Genomic DNA, 16,353 nt, shown 5'->3' with positions numbered 1-16,353 from the left:
ATGAGACAGCCTTCTTCACAACGACTAGATTCTCGCTTTCAGGAACTTCACCGCAGCGGAGATGTCCGCTTCCGGATTCGTGCCGACCTCGCGCTCGATCGTCAGGTAGCCGCCGTAGCCAATGTCGCGAAGCGCCTTCAGGTAAGCGTCCCAATCGACGCCGCCTTCGCCGAGCGGAACTTCGCGGAATGCGTCTCCCGACTCCGCATCGTGAGCGATCTTCTCGTGGTCAAGCGGCTCGAAGCCCAGCGCGCCGTAAATCAGACGCGGATCGACTTCGCGCAGACGAATACCGTCTTTGGCATGCGTGTGCACGATATAGTCGCGCAGGTTGTAGACGCCTTGCGCCGGATCGTCTCCGGTGACCATGACCATATTCGCCGGGTCGAAGTTGACGGAGACGCCTCTGGAGCTGAGTCCGTCAAGGAAGCTCTTCAGATGCGCCGAAGTTTCCGGTCCGGTCTCGATCGCGAAGAAGGCGTTCATGCTCGTCGCGTAACGGCTTAATTCGTCGCACGCCAGATGCATCGCTTCGTACACTTCGCTGTTCTTGTCGTCCGGCACGATACCGATATGCGTCGTAACGACGTTCGTGCCGAGCTCTACCGCCAAATCGAGAATACGCTTGGACTTCTCGATCTTCGCCGGATTCGCCTGCTTGTCCTGAAAGCCATGGCCGCCCAGATCGCCGACGAGTGCGGAAATTTCCAATCCGAGCGATTCGATGTACGACTTCCACTCTTTACGTGCAGCGGGCGACAGGTTCGCCGGGTCCATCTCGCCGGTAACGGCATAGATTTGCACGCCGTCGGCTCCCACGTTTTTCGCTTTCACCAAACCTTCGCGTACGCCGACTCTGAAGCTGTCGACGATGACTCCGATTTTCCAAGGGGTTACGATACCGGACATTCCCTTCACTCCTTAATTAAATTTCATTCCAAATCCGTCTGGCGTTGTCGAGAGCGATTTTCGTCGCTTGAATGCATGGCTCCATGCCTTCGAACTCGATGGACAGATAACCGTCGAAGCCCGACTCCTTCACAATGCGCAGCGCGCCGCGAGTGTCGAGGTCTCCTTGACCGGCAATCGCGCCTCTCAGGTAGGCGCCGTTCGCCGACTTGAACCAGCCGTCGCCGGGGTTGTTCTCGGCCGGCCGGATGTAGAAGTCTTTCACGTGAACGATGGACGCAATCTTGGCGTTGTTGCGCACGCCCGCTAGCGGGTTCTCGTCGACGCAGACGAAGTTGCCGATGTCCAGCGTCGTACGGAAGTTGTCCCGCGCGACCTCGTTCACGATCGCCTGAACCCGGTCGCTCGCTTGTACGTAGTAGCCATGGTTTTCGATGCTGGTCGTGATGCCATATTGCGCCGCATAGTCGGCGATCTGGCGGCAAGCCTCCACCAGCTTGGGAAGGTCCTTCATAAATTGAGCGATGGACCGATCCTCGGAGTTCGCCACGTCATGGCGCATCAGCTTCGCGCCCAGCGCTGCCGCGACGTCCACCTCGCGCTTGACGCGCGCGATTTCACGTTCGAACGCTTCGTCGTCCAAGCCTGCGAAGTTCGCGCCGATCGCATAGTTGGAAATGTCGATGCCCACTTCGGCCGCCTTGCTGCGAATCGCCTCGACCAATGCAGGATCTGCCGTCAGATTCACCTCGCCCAGCGGCACGATCTCGACATGCTCGCCGCCCAGCTCCGCTACCTTGGCGACAACGCCGACGTAGTCCAGCTCTCCTTTTTCTACCGCTTGCCACAAGCTGTAAGAACTGACCCCGAGCTTCATAGACGAACCTCCTCGCCTTTCGCCGCGGATTCGTAGATGCCGCACAAAATTTTCATAATCTCAACGCCGTCCTCGACCGGGCTAATCTGCTCCGTGCCGTTCACGATGCAGTCGACAAAGTGATCGACTTCGTTCTGGAACGCCGCATCGCCGGAGAAACCGGCCGTGCTGTCGGTCTGAGGCTGGATATTCAAAATCGTGTCATGCTTCTCGGTCACGATCACAACCTCGGGATCGATCTCGAAGCTTCCCTTTTCCCCGTATACCCGAACCATGCCTTCGTCCTTCTTCGCATGCAGCGAGTAGCTGACGTCGACCATGATGGATGCTCCGTTCTCGAAGCGGATAATCGCGCTTGCCAGATCTTCGACCGTGTTCTTCGATGCGTCGTAATCGGCCGCTTTATAGAAAGAGAGATGCTTGACGTTGGAACGGTTGCCCAGCTTCTGATACGTGTTCGCGCTGACCGCGACTGCCTTCGGCTTGCCCATTAAATACCAGCACAAGTCGATGACGTGAACGCCGATATCGATAAGCGGACCGCCTCCGGAGCGCTCGACGTCCGCGAACCATCCGCCCGGATTGCCCAGCCGGCGCAGCGTCGACGCCTTGGCGTAGTACAGTTCGCCGAATTCTCCCTGATCCGCGAATTCGCGCAGCATCTTCACGTTCGGATCGTATCTGCGCACATAACCGACTTGAAGCAGCTTGCCGGAGGAGCGTACCGCCGCCTCGACCTCATGAGCCTCTTCCATCGTCCGGCACAGCGGTTTCTCTACGAGCACATGCTTGCCGGCCTTCAGAGCGGCGATGCTGATCGGAGCGTGCGTATTGTTCCAAGTACAAATGCTGATCGCATCCACGTCCGCATCGGCGAGCAACTCGCGGTAATCGGTGTACACCTTGTCCGCTCCGTACTTGTCCGCCACTTGACGCGCTCTGGCCTCGTTAACGTCGCAAATCGCGACGATCTGCGCGTCCGGATTGCGCGCGTACGAACCCAAATGCATTTCCGAAATCGATCCTGTACCGACGACACCAATTCGAACTTTTTGCACCTGCCCAACACTCCCTATGCTCACATTTGTTTTCAATTTGTATTATAATGTGATAAAGTGCCGATACCATGTAAAAGCATGCTCTTTATTTGCACAATCGTGCTGTGTTGGAGGATGACAGATGGAAAAACACGCGGATTACAAAGAACCGATGCCGATGCCCAATCCGTCCTTCCCAATTAAAGTAAACCCTCCGTTTTCACATAAGTTCGTCAGCGGTCAGACCTTGTTCGTCCACCATTGGCACGAGCATATGGAATTTCTATTTTTCACCTCGGGCAGTGCGGTGATTGAATGCGGTTCTACGCCAATCGCTTGCCGCAGCGGAGATTTGTGCGTCGTGAACAGCAACGAGCTTCATTACGGCTTCAGCACTTCGGAGAATTTATCCTATTATGCGATGATCGTGGACATCTCCCTGCTGCACAGCCATGCGATGGACGCGGTGGAGACGAAGTTTATTACCCCCATTGCCCGCAACCAGATTTTGTTTCAGAACCTCGTCTCGGGTGACGAAGAGATCAACCGCTGCATGCAAACGCTCATCCATGAGCTTCATCAGCAGGAGCTAGGCTACGAGTTGTCCGTCAAATCCCAGCTTTACGGCCTGCTTTCCCTGCTCGTGCGTAAATATGTAGCCGCGACGTCCAAGCTGGACGCGTACCGCCACCGGCTGAAGGGACTGGAACGGCTCGCGCCGGTATTCGCCTATATCGACGATCATTATAAGGAAAAGCTATCCGTCGAGCAGCTTGCGAGCATCGCCGGGCTGAGCCGTTACCACTTCAGCCGGCTGTTTAAGCAGCTCACGGACAAGTCGTTGATCGAATACGTCAATCTGATCCGGATCAACAAAGCCGAGAACATGCTTCGCGGCAAAAGCATGAACATATCGGAGATCGCCATGGCGACGGGATTCAGCGATATTTACTATTTCAGCCGAACGTTTAAGAAGCTGAAGAAGATGTCGCCGACGGAGTGGAGAAACGGGGACCTTTAGATTTAGATCCATCGACGAGCAGTCCCATCCTATTGGGGCTGCAGCGGATGTCCTCAGCCGGTATAGCTCCCGTCAGCCAGCTCTCCGTCCAACTGCCGCTTCCAGCCTTCCAGCTTCCGAATGGACGCCGCGTCGCCGACCTCGAGCAGATGCCGGAGCAAACGTTCATAAACGCCGCTCCGATAAGGATCGAGCTCGAGCAGTTTCCACAGCAGCCGCCCCAGAACAGGGCCGGAGCCGTCCGCCTCTTCGGCGAGTCGATCCAGATGACGCACGTACATCGCCCGCAGCTCGCCTCTTCTGCTATTAGCCCAATCGTAATGCTCGGTGTCCAAATAGTCTCCCCGATACAGCGCCAGCAGCTCGTCCGCATCCTCTAAATTCCCGCGCCGCATCAGGACGTCAAGCCGTTCGATATCGCTGCTGACGCGATCCGTATGCATCCAATAACGCTCATCCCCGAACGCTACCATATCCGCAAAGCCTTCCGCTCTCAGCATGTTGCGCACATTGTACAGCGTCGTATGAAACAACGCTTTGGCTCGTTCGGAATCGACCTCGGGCCAGAGATGATCGAGAATATGGTAGCGATAGACCGGCTCTCCCCCATGGTTCCACAAATAGGCGAACAGCTCTTTGGTTTTCCGCGTTCGCCAAGTGACAAGGCGCCCTTCACCGTCGTACAGTTCCAGGCTTCCCATCGCCTTCAAATTCAGCTTATGCGGCGACACCGACTGAGGCGGCTGATCGCTCGCTCTTAGCTCTGCTTGGTCCAAAGGCGCCGCCGCTCTTCTCGCCGCTTTCTTCCGAAGCGTTTCGTACCGCTCAATCGTTTTGCGCAGCCGGTCTTTCGCAACAGGCTTCAGCAAATAGCCGATCGCATTTTTGTCGAAAGCCTCAAGCGCATATTGGTGGTACGCGGTCACGAAGACGATTTCGGCTTCGGGGCAGCGCCCGCTCAGCAGCTCTCCCGCTGCGAGCCCGTTCATTCCAGGCATCTCGATATCCAGAAAAATCAAATCCGGCTTCAGCGACTCCGCCTGATCCACCGCTTCAAACACTTTGCCGAATTTTCCGACGACCTCGACGCCCCCGATCTCTCGGAGCAATATTTCCAGAACGTCGAGGGCAATCTCTTCATCGTCTATCAACAGCGCTCTTAGCATAGATTCCCTCCGGTATATGCAGCTTGACCTGCGTGCCGCGCCCGGCCAGACTGCGATACTCCAATTTCCCTCCGTACAGCATCTGCAGCCGCCTGTTCACGTTGCGAATGCCGACGCCGCCCGCTTGTCCTTTATCCAACGCATCCAGCGTCTGCTCGTCCATACCGACGCCGTCGTCTTCCACCAGAATTTGCACGGAGTTCTCGTTACGGCTAACGATAATATTCAGAATGCCTCCCTCGGGCTTAGGCCCGATGCCGTGTCGGACGGCATTCTCTACGATCGGCTGCAGCGTAAGGGGAGGCAGCATGCAACTGCTCCCTTCTTCAATCTGATAGCAGACCCGCAGCCGATCGCCGAAACGAAGCTGCTCGATGGCAAGATAAGCTTTGACTAATTCCAGCTCTCTCTCCAATTCCACTCGTTGTCCCTGAAAAACGAAGGTGAACTTCGCCCGCAAATACGTCGTCAGGTGATGTATCGTCTCCCTGAGCTTGTCTACGTCCTTATAGCTAAGTCCAACTAGCGCATTCATGCTGTTATAGAGAAAATGGGGCGTGATCTGAGCCTGGAGAAAATCCATCTCCCTTCGTACCGCTTGCTCGGATGAATTCTTCATCGCAAGCAAGGACTGGGCCCTCGCCTTCAGCTCGGCCAGCTCGAACGGCTTCTGCAAAATATCGTTCGCCCCCGCGGCAAACGAAGCCATCGTATCGCCGGTCTGCCCCGATGCGGTGAGCATTAGCACCGGAAGCTCCGCCAAGCCGTGCAGCGTTCGAATCTCCCGGCACACGTCGAGCCCGGAAAGCCCCGGCATCATGAGATCGAGCAGCACCAGATCGGGTTTCGGATGACGCAGCAGCGCAGCAAGCGCCTCCTCCCCGCCGCCGACCGCCGTGTATCCATAGCCCATGGCCGACGCCGCATGGATCAAAATTTTCAGATTGGAGGGCTCGTCGTCTACGATCAAAATATGAAATTGCTGACCCGGTTCGTGATGCGTCATCCCGGAGAGGCCGGGGAACGCGGGCATCTCCGGCTCGGCAGTCGCAGCGGCAGCCTCCTCCGCTCCGGCATCGATAGGCAACGTAAACGTAAACTTCGAGCCGACTCCAACCTCGGATTCAATCTCGAGCCTTCCTCCCTGCAGCTCCGTCAATTGCTTGGAAATGCTCAGTCCAAGGCCTAGGCCCGAATCAAGAGCTTTGCCCTGTCCCTCCTTGTATTGAAAGAACGGCTCGAACAGGCCGGGCAAAATTTCCCGGGGAATGCCGTTCCCCGTATCGGTCACCGAGATCGCCAGCTCTCCGCCGCGCCGTTCCGCCGTCACCCGCACAGTGCCCTTTTCCGTATATTTCAGGCCGTTCTCCATTAAATTGTGCAAGATCTGTCTAAGCCGGTTTTCGTCCGCCCTCACCAGCGGAAGAGTCGACGGGAGCGCATTGACCAGCTTGACGTCCCGGTTGGTCGAAGCAATGGAGAGCGTCTCGATGACGAAGCGCACCGACATCGCCACGTCAACCAAAGTCGGTTGGATAACGAGCTGACCGTGACGTATCCGATTCAAATCCAGAATATCGTGCACCAGACCCGAGAGCCGGCGTCCCAGAAGATGCAGCATTCGTATGTTCTCGCGCTGCTCCTCCTGCAACGGCGCGTCCCGATCGTCCAGCAGCGCTTGCGATAAATTCACGATGCCGTGAAGCGGCGTTCGCAGCTCGTGCGACGTTTTCGCCAAAAATTCGTCCTTCTGGCGATCGTACTGGAGCAGTTGCGCCGTTAAGCGCTCGCTCTTCCGAACGGCCGTCTGCAGCCGGTCCGACATAAGAAAGGCTTGCGAAAAGACGAGCAGCAGCGGGGTCACAATCATGTAATACGGATTGTCCAACGCCAGATGATATCGGGTTTGCCCGTAAATCCAAGTGACGATCAGGAAAAAGCTGCCCAACAGCATATAATAGCTGTCATGCGGACTGCGGCGATGATTGCGAAAAATCGCATAAATGATCAATCCGAGAGCGACGATCTGCAGCGCGAACGCAGTTGGCCAGAAGATGGACAAATAACGGCTGGGAACAACCATAAACAGCGCTACGTAGACAAAGCCGAACTTGCACAGCCATAAATAGAGGGAGTTGTTCTTCTCGCCCAGATAGCGATAGACATACAGCCCGAAAAACACGAACGTCAAATAGGCAAACAAGAAGATCAGCTTCTGCAGCAAAGGGAAGGAGAGGCCCGGAACGAGCGCGGTAGCCAAAATTTCGTTATCGATTGAAAAAAACAGCCCCGTCGACAAGCAGAACAAACAAAAATGCATCAGGTGCCGCTCTTGGCGCCATTGTTTAAACATTCCGACGTAATACAACCCGAAGACAAACATCGTCGTCACGAGAATCATGTCGGCCAGACGGGAATGATCGCGGCGGTTCATCACGTCTCCGGTCAGGCCGAACTCCGGCGCTTGCACCAGCCCGCCTTCGATAAACTGAAAGCTTGCAACCTGAATGACGATCTCCACCGTTTCGTCCCTTGCCGCGGCCGTCCCGAAAAATGGAAGGTTGCTCGGAACGAATTGCTCCTCGTTCAGCGCCGGACGGCCATTGCCCCCTAGATCCTCCCCATTCATAAACACACGGCTGGACAAGCGGATTTTCTTCGCCCGCAAACTAAACGATTCCGACTCGCCCACATGTACGAGCAGACGGTATGTACCTGCGCCGTAGCCGTCCTGACCTTTCGATCCGACCATTCCCTTCCAATTCCCCGGAACTTCGGCGAGCTTCCTTTGCCCCTTCAGGCGAGCCGCGCCATCTCCGCGAAAGTCTTCCGGCCGCAGCAGCATTCCTTCATAGAACTCCCATTCGCCGCTCAATGGAATAATCCCGCGTTCGCCATAGTTCCAGCCGGACGAGTCCAGCACTCCGTCTTTCGCCTCGGGATACTCTGCCAGCGGATTAAGCCAAGTAAACATATTAATACCCGTTACGAAGACGAACAGGAAAATAGTCCCCAGCAATATCGTCAATGATTTGTTCATGCCTCCATCATATAACAATCGGGGAGCGGATTCGATCCTCTTTTTGCGACTCGCGCGAACGATTTACTCTGCAGGGGAGGAGGACTATACTTAATCAGGCAGGCAAGTTCGGTGTTGTCTTGGTTCAGAAAGGAGAGGTAGCCGATATGTCTCGAAAAATATTGGTGTTAACTGCCGTTGAGGCGGAAAAAGATGCAGTGGTAAGGGGACTGCGCGGAAACTCGAATGTCGAGGTGACGGTTGCCGGCGTCGGGCCGGCCGCCGCGGCAGCGAGCACGGCGCTCGCGCTCGCCGGGAAGGACGCGGATTACGGACTCGTCGTCAGCGCCGGAATCGCGGGCGGCTTTGCGAACGTCGCGCCAATCGGGTCGATCGTCGTCGCCAGCGAATCGGTCGCAGCCGATCTTGGAGCCGAAACCCCGGAAGGCTTCGCTGGAGTGGACAAGCTGGGCTTCGGCACAAATCGGGTGGGTGCGGACGCCGCGCTCGCCTCGCGGCTTACGAATTCGCTTCGCAGCTCGGGAATTCCGACGCATTGCGGTCCCGTCTTGACGCTGTCGACGGTGACGGGAACAGCCGAGACGGCGGAGCTGTTGGCAGCGAGAGTTCCGGGAGCGGCCGCCGAAGCGATGGAAGGCTACGGCGTTGCCGAGGCGGCGAGCCGCTTCGGCATTCCCTTCATGGAAATACGGGCCATCTCCAACGCGGTCGGACCGCGCGACAGAGCCGCATGGCGCATCGGCGAAGCCCTTGCTGCGCTGGAATCGGCCAGCACACATCTCGAGGAGGTACTATCGTTATGAAAATCGCTTATTCGCCATGTCCCAACGACACGTTCGTTTTCCACGCGCTTGTTCACGGTCTTGTACCGGGAGCGCCGAAATTCGAAGTCACTTATGCCGACATCGACATTACGAACCGTCTTGCCGCAAGCTCGGACGAGCTCGACATTCTGAAAATTTCTTACGCCGCTTTGCCGTGGGCGCTGCCTGAATACAGACTGGTGCCATGCGGCGGAGCGCTGGGCAGAGGCTGCGGACCGCTCGTGCTCAAAGCCGGAGCGAACGACTCGTCCCCATCGGCGGAAGCTGACGGCGCGGCGCTGTCCGGAAAACGGGTAGCCGTCCCGAGCGAGCGCTCCACGGCATACTTGCTGTTCAGGCTATGGGCGGCTCGGCACGTACCGGGAGGCGTAGGCGAAATCGTCGTCATGCCGTTCCACGAAATCATGCCTGCCGTTCGCGACGGTCGGATCGATGCCGGGCTGGTCATTCATGAAGCTCGCTTTACTTACCAGGAATACGGCCTGTCGCAAATCGTCGACTTGGGCAGCTGGTGGGAGAGCGATACCGGTCTGCCGATTCCGCTCGGCGCGATCATTGCCCGTCGCTCCCTGGACCTGCAGCAGATTCGCGATTGGATTCAAGCATCCGTCGCTTATGCTTGGCGGCATCCTGAAGCTTCCCGAGATTACGTCATGGAGCATGCGCAGGAGATGGATCCGCGGGTAGCCAAATCGCACATCGACCTGTACGTCAACGAATTTACAGCCAATCTGGGGGACGACGGCCTGGCTGCCGTAACTACGCTGCTGCAACGGGCCATGGAGGAAGACCTCGTGCCGAAGATGGATCTAGACAAGCTTCGTTCCTAGGGCGTGTCTGAATACTCCGAGGGTAGCAGATTTTGCCGAATTTTCGTTCCATGCAAGGAACTTTTGTGAAGGCGTACCGGGGGTACGTCAAGCAAAAGTGACGCACCAGGCGGTGAAAGATGCCCCTGAGCGGGTTTTCAGACACGCCCTAACAAAAAAGTCGCGCTGCTTCCCTGAACTTGTCGTTCGGGAGACGCGCGACTTTTTTATTAAAAGAAGCTGTTGACCAGAAGGCCTGTCGTCGGAATTTGCAGATAGGATTGCATCGTCGACTGATAGGAGGCGAATTGCTGCAAGGCCATCATATTCTTGTTCAGCAGACCGCTGGCCGGCACGTCCTGGAAACGCGCGGCTTCCTTCTCCAGTCCTCTGGCGATTCCGCCCAGCGCCCGCGCCGCTCGCTGGGGATCCGCGCTCAAGCTTGCCTGAAGCGTCTTCTCGTCCAGCCGCAGCGTGCCGTCGCTGTTTTTGCGAATGCCGATCGCTCCGTATTCAGAGCCGCTTACCGCTCCGTCAAAGCTTTTGCGGATGAGCGGATTCACGTAGCCCGCAGCGTCCTTCAGCCGATTTATCGTTTCATTATAATTGTCGATCAGCTTATTCGCCTGCTCCAATGCTTTCTTACTATCGACTCGCACATCTATCGTAGCGGCCGATTCCGTCGTTTGGAGCAGCGTGGCGGTCGCTTTGCCTTTTTCAAGATCGATCGCGTTCGATTGGGACGACTGGGCCGCGGCGCCATTCACCGAATACGAGGCGTTCTCCGCCTGCTCCTTCACTGCGGAAATTCCCGACCATGCGGCGGCGTTGCCCGTCTCGTCCGTCACCGTAAAAGAATTGTCCGTACCCGTTCGATCGCCGGAAAGCTCCAATCTGGTCGTGCCGCTCTGCTGATCCGTTACAAGCTTGGCGGTGACGCCCGTCTTGGCTCCGTTGATCGCGTCGCGAAGCTTGCTTAGCGCCTGCTCGTTCGTATCCGTGTCCGCAATGTTCGCCGACACCGTCTTCTCCCGGCCGCCGATCGACAGCTTCAGGCTCTGTACGCCGCTCTGCAGCCCTGTCGCCTGATCGTCGCGCGCCATCTGCGTTCCGGCGTTCTTCTGCGCGGATGCAAGAGAATAAACCTGTACGCGATACGACTGTGCCGAAGCGCCGTCCTTCGCTTGGACCGAAATTGCCGAGGGGTTCGAAGATGTCGTCTCTCTTGCCTGAAAGGGCAAGTCCGTCTTACGGCTTAGCCCTTGCGCCGATTGCTGAAGCTTGCCCGCCGACTCCAGAAAATCGGCAATGCCCGCGGCCGCCTTCTTGACGTATTCCTGATAAGGCGTAGCTTGAGCCCACATTCCGGTCGATTGACGGTATCCGGCTTGCTGAAATGGAGAATACATATAAGGGGAAACCGGTTTTAAAGCTTGGACGGAGTTCATTGCCGAGTAGATCATCTCAATTCTCTCCCTTCATTAAGTTATATCCGTTCAATACCCATCTATGGCTAACTATAACACCCTCCTCGAATTTGCACAATTATCCAGTTGACAAAGTATAGAAGCAGATCATGCGCGGGAACCTAATCTTTATGAGGTCAAACGAGGATCGATCTATTTTATAGATCATTCCTATGCACAATAATGACTATTTCCGAACATAAAAATGCATTAGAATGGTATCAGGTGCGCACATAGCGTCATGGCACCCGTGTATGACTAACATGAATGCAGAGGGATGCACAATGTCAGTAGACAATGGAAATTTGCAAGAATTATGGAAGCAGTTTTTTGGCCCCAATCTCGGTTACGTCCAAGAGCAGTACGACATCTATCTTCAAAACCCGGAAGCGGTAAGTCCCCAGTACCGCGAGCTATTCGCCCAATACGGCGCTCCGCCTCGCTTAGACGATCCCGCAGCCTCCCCGGCCAACGCGCCGCAGACTGCCGGCGGATCGATCGCACTCGACGCCAATTTGCTTAAAAAAGCTATCGCAGCCGGTCAACTGGCTTGGAATATACGTTCGTTCGGCCATTTGGCCGCCGACATCGACCCGCTGGGACTCAGTCCGAAAGCCAATACGGAAATGATTGAGCCCGCTACTTACGGCCTTACCGAGGCCGATCTGAAGCAGCTCCCGCCCGATTGCATATGGGAAGACGCTCCTTATCCTCTGAACAACGCCTGGGAGGCCGTGCAGAAGCTGCTGCAGGTATACACCGGCCCGATCGCTTTCGATTTCGGCCACGTCCACGTCGAAGAGGAACGGAAGTGGCTCAGCCAACGAGCCGAGTACGTTATCCCGTCCACGAAGCTGCTCGCGTCCGAACGCGAATCGCTGCTAAGAAAGCTGTTTGAAGCGGAGCAGTTCGAAGATTTCCTTCAGCGCACTTTTGTCGGTCAGAAGCGTTTTTCCGCCGAAGGTATCGAATCGCTCGTTCCGTTAACCGACGAGATTGTACATGAGCTTACCAATGACGGCGCCCGCCATATCGCCATGGGAATGGCGCATCGCGGTCGTCTTAACGTGCTTGCTCACGTTTTGGGCAAGCCTTACAGCGCCATCTTCGCCGAGTTCCATCATGCGCCGAACAAAAATCTCAATCCGGCGGAAGGTTCGCTCAGCATCAACTACGGCTGGACCGGAGACGTGAAGTATCATCTCGGAGCCAATCGTTCGATCACTTCCGGGGAAACCGCGGAAACCCGCATTATTCTCGCCAACAACCCGAGCCACTTGGAATACGTCAACCCGGTTGTAGGCGGCTTCGCCCGCGCGGCTCAAGAAGACCGCTCCGCTCCGGGTTATCCTGTATTGAAGCTCGAACAAGCGGCGTCTATTCTTATTCATGGCGATGCCGCGTTTATCGGCGAAGGCATCGTCGCGGAAACGCTGAACTTCAACAATATTAAAGGCTATACATGCGGCGGAACGATCCATATTATCGCCAACAACCGGATCGGATTTACGACCGAAAGCCAAGACTCCCGTTCGACGCATTATGCGAGCGACTTGGCCAAAGGCTTCGAAATCCCGATTATCCACGTGAATGCCGACGAGCCGGATGCGGTTATCGCAGCGGCGCGAATGGCCAGTGAATACCGGACGCTGTTCAAGAAGGATTTCGTTATCGATCTGATCGGCTACCGTCGCTACGGCCACAACGAGACGGACGATCCGGAAACGACCCAGCCTCTTATTTATAAGAAGGTCAGAGCTCACGCCAACGTCGCCCGCTTGTACGGAGAGAAATTGGCTCGCGAAGGCGTTCTGTCCGAGGAAGCCGTCGAGCAAATCAAGCGCGACGTGCAGAACAGGCTGAAGGACGCCTATGAGCAAATGAAGGGCAAGGAAGGCGGCTCCCCGGTGCGCGCTTCGCATCCTCCGGAATTCTCGCTCGACGCGCCGAAGCCCGTAACCGCCGTGCCGATGGATAAGCTGCGCAGCATCAACACAGGTTTGCTGCAATTCCCGGAAACGTTCACCGTATACGGCAAGCTCAAGCGGATTCTCGAACGCCGCGCAGACGCGCTGAACGAGGGCGAGAAGGTCGATTGGAGCCATGCCGAGACGCTTGCTTTCGCTTCGATTCTCGCCGACGGTACGCCTATTCGTCTTAGCGGACAGGATGCGGAGAGAGCGACGTTCGCTCACCGCAACCTTGTGCTGCACGATACGGAAACCGGAGATACGTTCTGCCCGCTGCACGCGATTCCCGAGGCGAAGGCTTCGTTCGCCATCCATAACAGCCCGTTGTCGGAAGCCGGCGTACTTGGATTGGAATACGGCTATAATGTGTTCGCCCCGGAAACGATGGTGATCTGGGAAGCGCAGTTCGGCGACTTCGCCAACTCGGCGCAAGTGCTGATCGATCAGTTTATATCGGCAGGCCAATCGAAATGGACGCAGCGTTCCGGCTTGACGATGCTGCTTCCTCACGGCTATGAAGGCCAAGGGCCGGAGCACTCCAGCGCAAGGCTTGAGCGCTTCCTGCAGCTGTCGGGCGAAGAAAACTGGACGGTCGCTTACTTGTCGAGCGCGGCCCAATACTTCCATCTGCTGCGTCGGCAAGCCTCGATCCTCAATACGGATCAAGCTCGTCCGCTCGTGCTGATGGCTCCAAAAAGCATGATTCGTAATCCTTACGTCGCTTCGTCTGCGGCAGAGCTGAGCGAAGGAACGTTCCAGACCGTGCTCGAGCAGCCCGGACTCGGCAGCCAACCGGATAAAGTGGAGCGTCTCGTGCTTTGCACGGGCAAGGTCGCCATCGACTTGGCCGAAGAGCTCTCCAAGACGCCGGATACGAATCGCGACTGGCTGCACATTGTTCGCGTAGAGCAGTTGTACCCGTTCCCGAAACAAGAGCTTAAGGCGATCATCAGCCGCTTCCCGAACTTGTCCGAAATGCTCTGGGTTCAGGAAGAGCCGAAAAATATGGGCGCGTGGGGCTACATCGAGCCTCGTCTGCGCGAGCTTGTCGATAACGTCAAAGTATCCGTTACTTATAACGGTCGTCCGAAGCGCTCGAGCCCGGCAAGCGGCTATCAACAAATCCATACGTTCGAACAACAGTTCATTATCAACCAAACTTTGGTCCAGAAGAAAAAAACGAAATCCGCAGTTAAATCCGGGAGGTAACTTCAATGCATGACATTCTTGTACCGGCGATGGGCGAATCCATTACGGAAGGAACGATCTCGAAATGGCTCGTTAAAGTTGGAGACAGCGTCAAACAAGGCGACCTCCTGCTTGAGCTGGAAACCGACAAAGTCAACCTGGAAATCAGCGCTGAACAGGACGGCGTAATTTCCGAGATTTTGGCCAACGAAGGCGACACTGTCAAAATCGGCGATCCGGTTGGCAGAATCGGCGCAGCAGGCGCCGCGCCGGCTGCTGCAGCTCCGGCAGCAGCTCCAGCGCAAGAGCAAGCGGCTGCGCCTGTTGCAGCTCCCGCTTCGGCCCCTGCAGCCGTCCCTTCTTCGAACGAAGGCAGCAGCGCAACTCTGGCTACGCCGGCGGCGCGCAAGCTGGCTCGCGAGAAGGGCATCGACCTGAACGCGGTACCTGCTCGCGATCCGATCGGCCGTATTCACGCCAGCGACGTCGCTTCGGCAGGAACTGCTGCCGCTCCGCAAGCCGCGCCGGCCGCTCCAGCAGCGATCGACAAGCCGACTTCCAACGCCAACAAGCCGGAAGAACGCAAGCGCATGTCCCGTCGTCGCATGACGATCGCCAAGCGTCTGGTCGAAGCGCAGCATACGGCAGCTATGCTGACGACATTTAACGAAGTCGACATGAGCGCGATTATGGAAATTCGCAAGCGTCGTAAAGACTCTTTCAAGGAGAAGCACGAGGTCGGCCTCGGCTTCATGTCCTTCTTCACGAAGGCTGTCGTTGGCGCGCTTAAGGCGTTCCCTCACCTGAACGCGGAAATCAGCGGCGACGACATCATCGTCAAGAAATATTACGATATCGGCATCGCCGTGTCGGCGAAAGAAGGCTTGGTCGTTCCGGTCGTTCGGGATGCCGACCGTCTCGGCTTCGCGGAAATCGAGCGCTCGATCGTGCAACTGGCTGGCAAGGCCCGCAACAATACGCTGGAATTGTCCGAGCTGCAAGGCGGCACGTTCACCATTACGAACGGCGGCACCTTCGGGTCCTTGCTGTCGACGCCGATTTTGAACGCACCGCAAGTCGGCATTCTCGGCATGCACAAAATCCAGCTTCGCCCTGTCGCGATCGACGCAGAGCGCATGGAGAACCGTCCGATGATGTACATCGCACTCTCCTACGACCACAGAATCGTCGACGGCGCAGAGGCTGTTCAATTCCTGGTCAAAATCAAAGAAATGCTTGAAGATCCGGAAACGCTGCTGCTTGAAGGCTAATTCACAGATCTCCGCATAAATAACAAAAACGGCTGCTGCTCGCGCTGCTCATCCCTTCAGGGACGGCTTCGGCGATAGCGGCCGTTTTCTTATTGTGCTCCCTTAGTGGGGGTCGGATTGGCGGGAGTGTTCGAGTACCTCGGGGTCCCTCGAACAATTGAGCTTGCATAGGTTCAGATTTGAAATGTATTGCGCATATACCGGCGGGTTATAAAGAGGACTGATCTAAGAAGCCTTCATCTTGCAGACTGTACAAACTTACTCTCATTTCGCGCGCTTGAGCCGATCGATCTCCAGCTCCGTTCTGCCTACTCGCCCTGCCAAATATTCGACATCTTCTTTCGTAGCGAGCGTCTCAAGCTTTCCATTGATGGTTTCGAGCAGGGCAACGATGTCATCGTTGGATTCGGCTTCAATTCGATCCAACTGACTCTTAATTTCGCCCAGTTTGCCGTCCATTTCGTTAAACCTGTTGTCAACTTCGTTAAACCTGTTGTCAATTCTGTTAAATCTGTCGTCAACTTCATTAAACCTGTTGTCAATTCTGTTAAATCTGTCGTCAACTTCATTAAACCTGCTGTCAATCCCGTCAAATCGCTGATTGACCTCTTTCGCAAACGTTACCTGATTTTCCTTCACGGATTTCAGTTCGCCTTGAATCGACTCCAGTATCACTTTCAGCTCTTGATCCACGGTAGCTTTCCCTCCTTTCCTGATGGATAGCTCCATTGTATCAAATCCGCGGAAGGTTGGCATCTCGTTTTCGGACAAGCCG

12 protein-coding genes are annotated in these 16,353 nt (G+C 56.1%); 5 read left to right on the top strand and 7 right to left on the bottom strand.

From position 1 onward, the window contains the following. Positions 1-24 precede the first annotated feature (24 nt). From DFP98_RS09010 to DFP98_RS09000, 3 genes are read right to left on the bottom strand one after another with little or no spacing between them, the layout of a single operon-like run. Positions 25-909, bottom strand: a complete 885-nt coding sequence (locus tag DFP98_RS09010) for a sugar phosphate isomerase/epimerase family protein (protein WP_116060234.1) — start codon at positions 907-909, stop codon at positions 25-27. Positions 910-925: 16 nt separating this feature from the next. Beyond that, positions 926-1,786: a sugar phosphate isomerase/epimerase family protein gene (locus tag DFP98_RS09005; RefSeq protein ID WP_116060233.1), complete on the bottom strand. Its 861-nt coding sequence runs from the start codon at positions 1,784-1,786 to the stop codon at positions 926-928. Next, positions 1,783-2,844 carry a Gfo/Idh/MocA family protein gene (locus DFP98_RS09000; protein ID WP_116060232.1) on the bottom strand — a complete coding sequence of 354 codons (1,062 nt, stop codon included), beginning with the start codon at positions 2,842-2,844 and terminating at the stop codon, positions 1,783-1,785. Before DFP98_RS09000 ends, DFP98_RS09005 begins: the two co-directional genes overlap by 4 nt. Before the next feature lie 121 nt (positions 2,845-2,965). Here DFP98_RS09000 and DFP98_RS08995 point away from each other — a divergent pair, with 121 nt between their 5' ends. Then, positions 2,966-3,844 carry an AraC family transcriptional regulator gene (locus DFP98_RS08995; protein ID WP_116060231.1) on the top strand — a complete coding sequence of 293 codons (879 nt, stop codon included), beginning with the start codon at positions 2,966-2,968 and terminating at the stop codon, positions 3,842-3,844. Between the two features lie 53 nt (positions 3,845-3,897). Here the strand turns inward: DFP98_RS08995 and DFP98_RS08990 are convergent, their stop codons facing one another. Then, positions 3,898-5,010 (bottom strand): response regulator, encoded by a 1,113-nt coding sequence (locus DFP98_RS08990; RefSeq protein ID WP_116060230.1) that lies wholly within the window; start codon positions 5,008-5,010, stop codon positions 3,898-3,900. Then, the gene (locus DFP98_RS08985) at positions 4,982-8,050 is read right to left on the bottom strand and encodes a hybrid sensor histidine kinase/response regulator (protein ID WP_116060229.1); all 3,069 of its coding nucleotides are present in this window, start codon (positions 8,048-8,050) and stop codon (positions 4,982-4,984) included. The genes DFP98_RS08990 and DFP98_RS08985 overlap by 29 nt, the downstream gene beginning before the upstream one ends. 146 nt (positions 8,051-8,196) lie before the next feature. Between DFP98_RS08985 and DFP98_RS08980 the strand changes: the two genes are divergently transcribed. Both DFP98_RS08980 and DFP98_RS08975 read left to right on the top strand, forming a co-directional pair. Then, complete coding sequence (locus DFP98_RS08980) at positions 8,197-8,853, top strand: futalosine hydrolase (RefSeq protein WP_246016467.1); 657 nt, start codon at positions 8,197-8,199, stop codon at positions 8,851-8,853. Beyond that, positions 8,850-9,704 carry a 1,4-dihydroxy-6-naphtoate synthase gene (locus DFP98_RS08975; protein WP_116060228.1) on the top strand — a complete coding sequence of 285 codons (855 nt, stop codon included), beginning with the start codon at positions 8,850-8,852 and terminating at the stop codon, positions 9,702-9,704. The genes DFP98_RS08980 and DFP98_RS08975 overlap by 4 nt, the downstream gene beginning before the upstream one ends. Positions 9,705-9,913: 209 nt before the next feature. Here the strand turns inward: DFP98_RS08975 and fliD are convergent, their stop codons facing one another. Then, positions 9,914-11,146: a flagellar filament capping protein FliD gene (fliD, locus tag DFP98_RS08970; RefSeq protein ID WP_116060227.1), complete on the bottom strand. Its 1,233-nt coding sequence runs from the start codon at positions 11,144-11,146 to the stop codon at positions 9,914-9,916. A gap of 287 nt (positions 11,147-11,433) precedes the next feature. On the opposite strand from fliD, the gene DFP98_RS08965 reads away from it, so the two are divergent. Beyond that, on the top strand, positions 11,434-14,328 hold the full coding sequence (locus tag DFP98_RS08965; RefSeq protein ID WP_116060226.1) for a 2-oxoglutarate dehydrogenase E1 component: 2,895 nt from the start codon (positions 11,434-11,436) through the stop codon (positions 14,326-14,328). Between the two features lie 5 nt (positions 14,329-14,333). After that, complete coding sequence (odhB, locus tag DFP98_RS08960; RefSeq protein ID WP_116060225.1) at positions 14,334-15,578, top strand: 2-oxoglutarate dehydrogenase complex dihydrolipoyllysine-residue succinyltransferase; 1,245 nt, start codon at positions 14,334-14,336, stop codon at positions 15,576-15,578. A gap of 264 nt (positions 15,579-15,842) precedes the next feature. Here the strand turns inward: odhB and DFP98_RS08955 are convergent, their stop codons facing one another. After that, positions 15,843-16,271, bottom strand: coding sequence for a hypothetical protein (locus DFP98_RS08955; RefSeq protein ID WP_116060224.1), 429 nt, complete (start codon positions 16,269-16,271; stop codon positions 15,843-15,845). Between the last annotated feature and the right edge of the window lie 82 nt (positions 16,272-16,353).

Origin of the sequence: Cohnella phaseoli, assembly GCF_003386235.1 — a bacterium.
Taxonomy (GTDB): domain Bacteria; phylum Bacillota; class Bacilli; order Paenibacillales; family Paenibacillaceae; genus Cohnella; species Cohnella phaseoli.
Note: the sequence above shows the minus strand (reverse complement) of the source record. Positions and strands in the feature narration are given on the sequence as shown.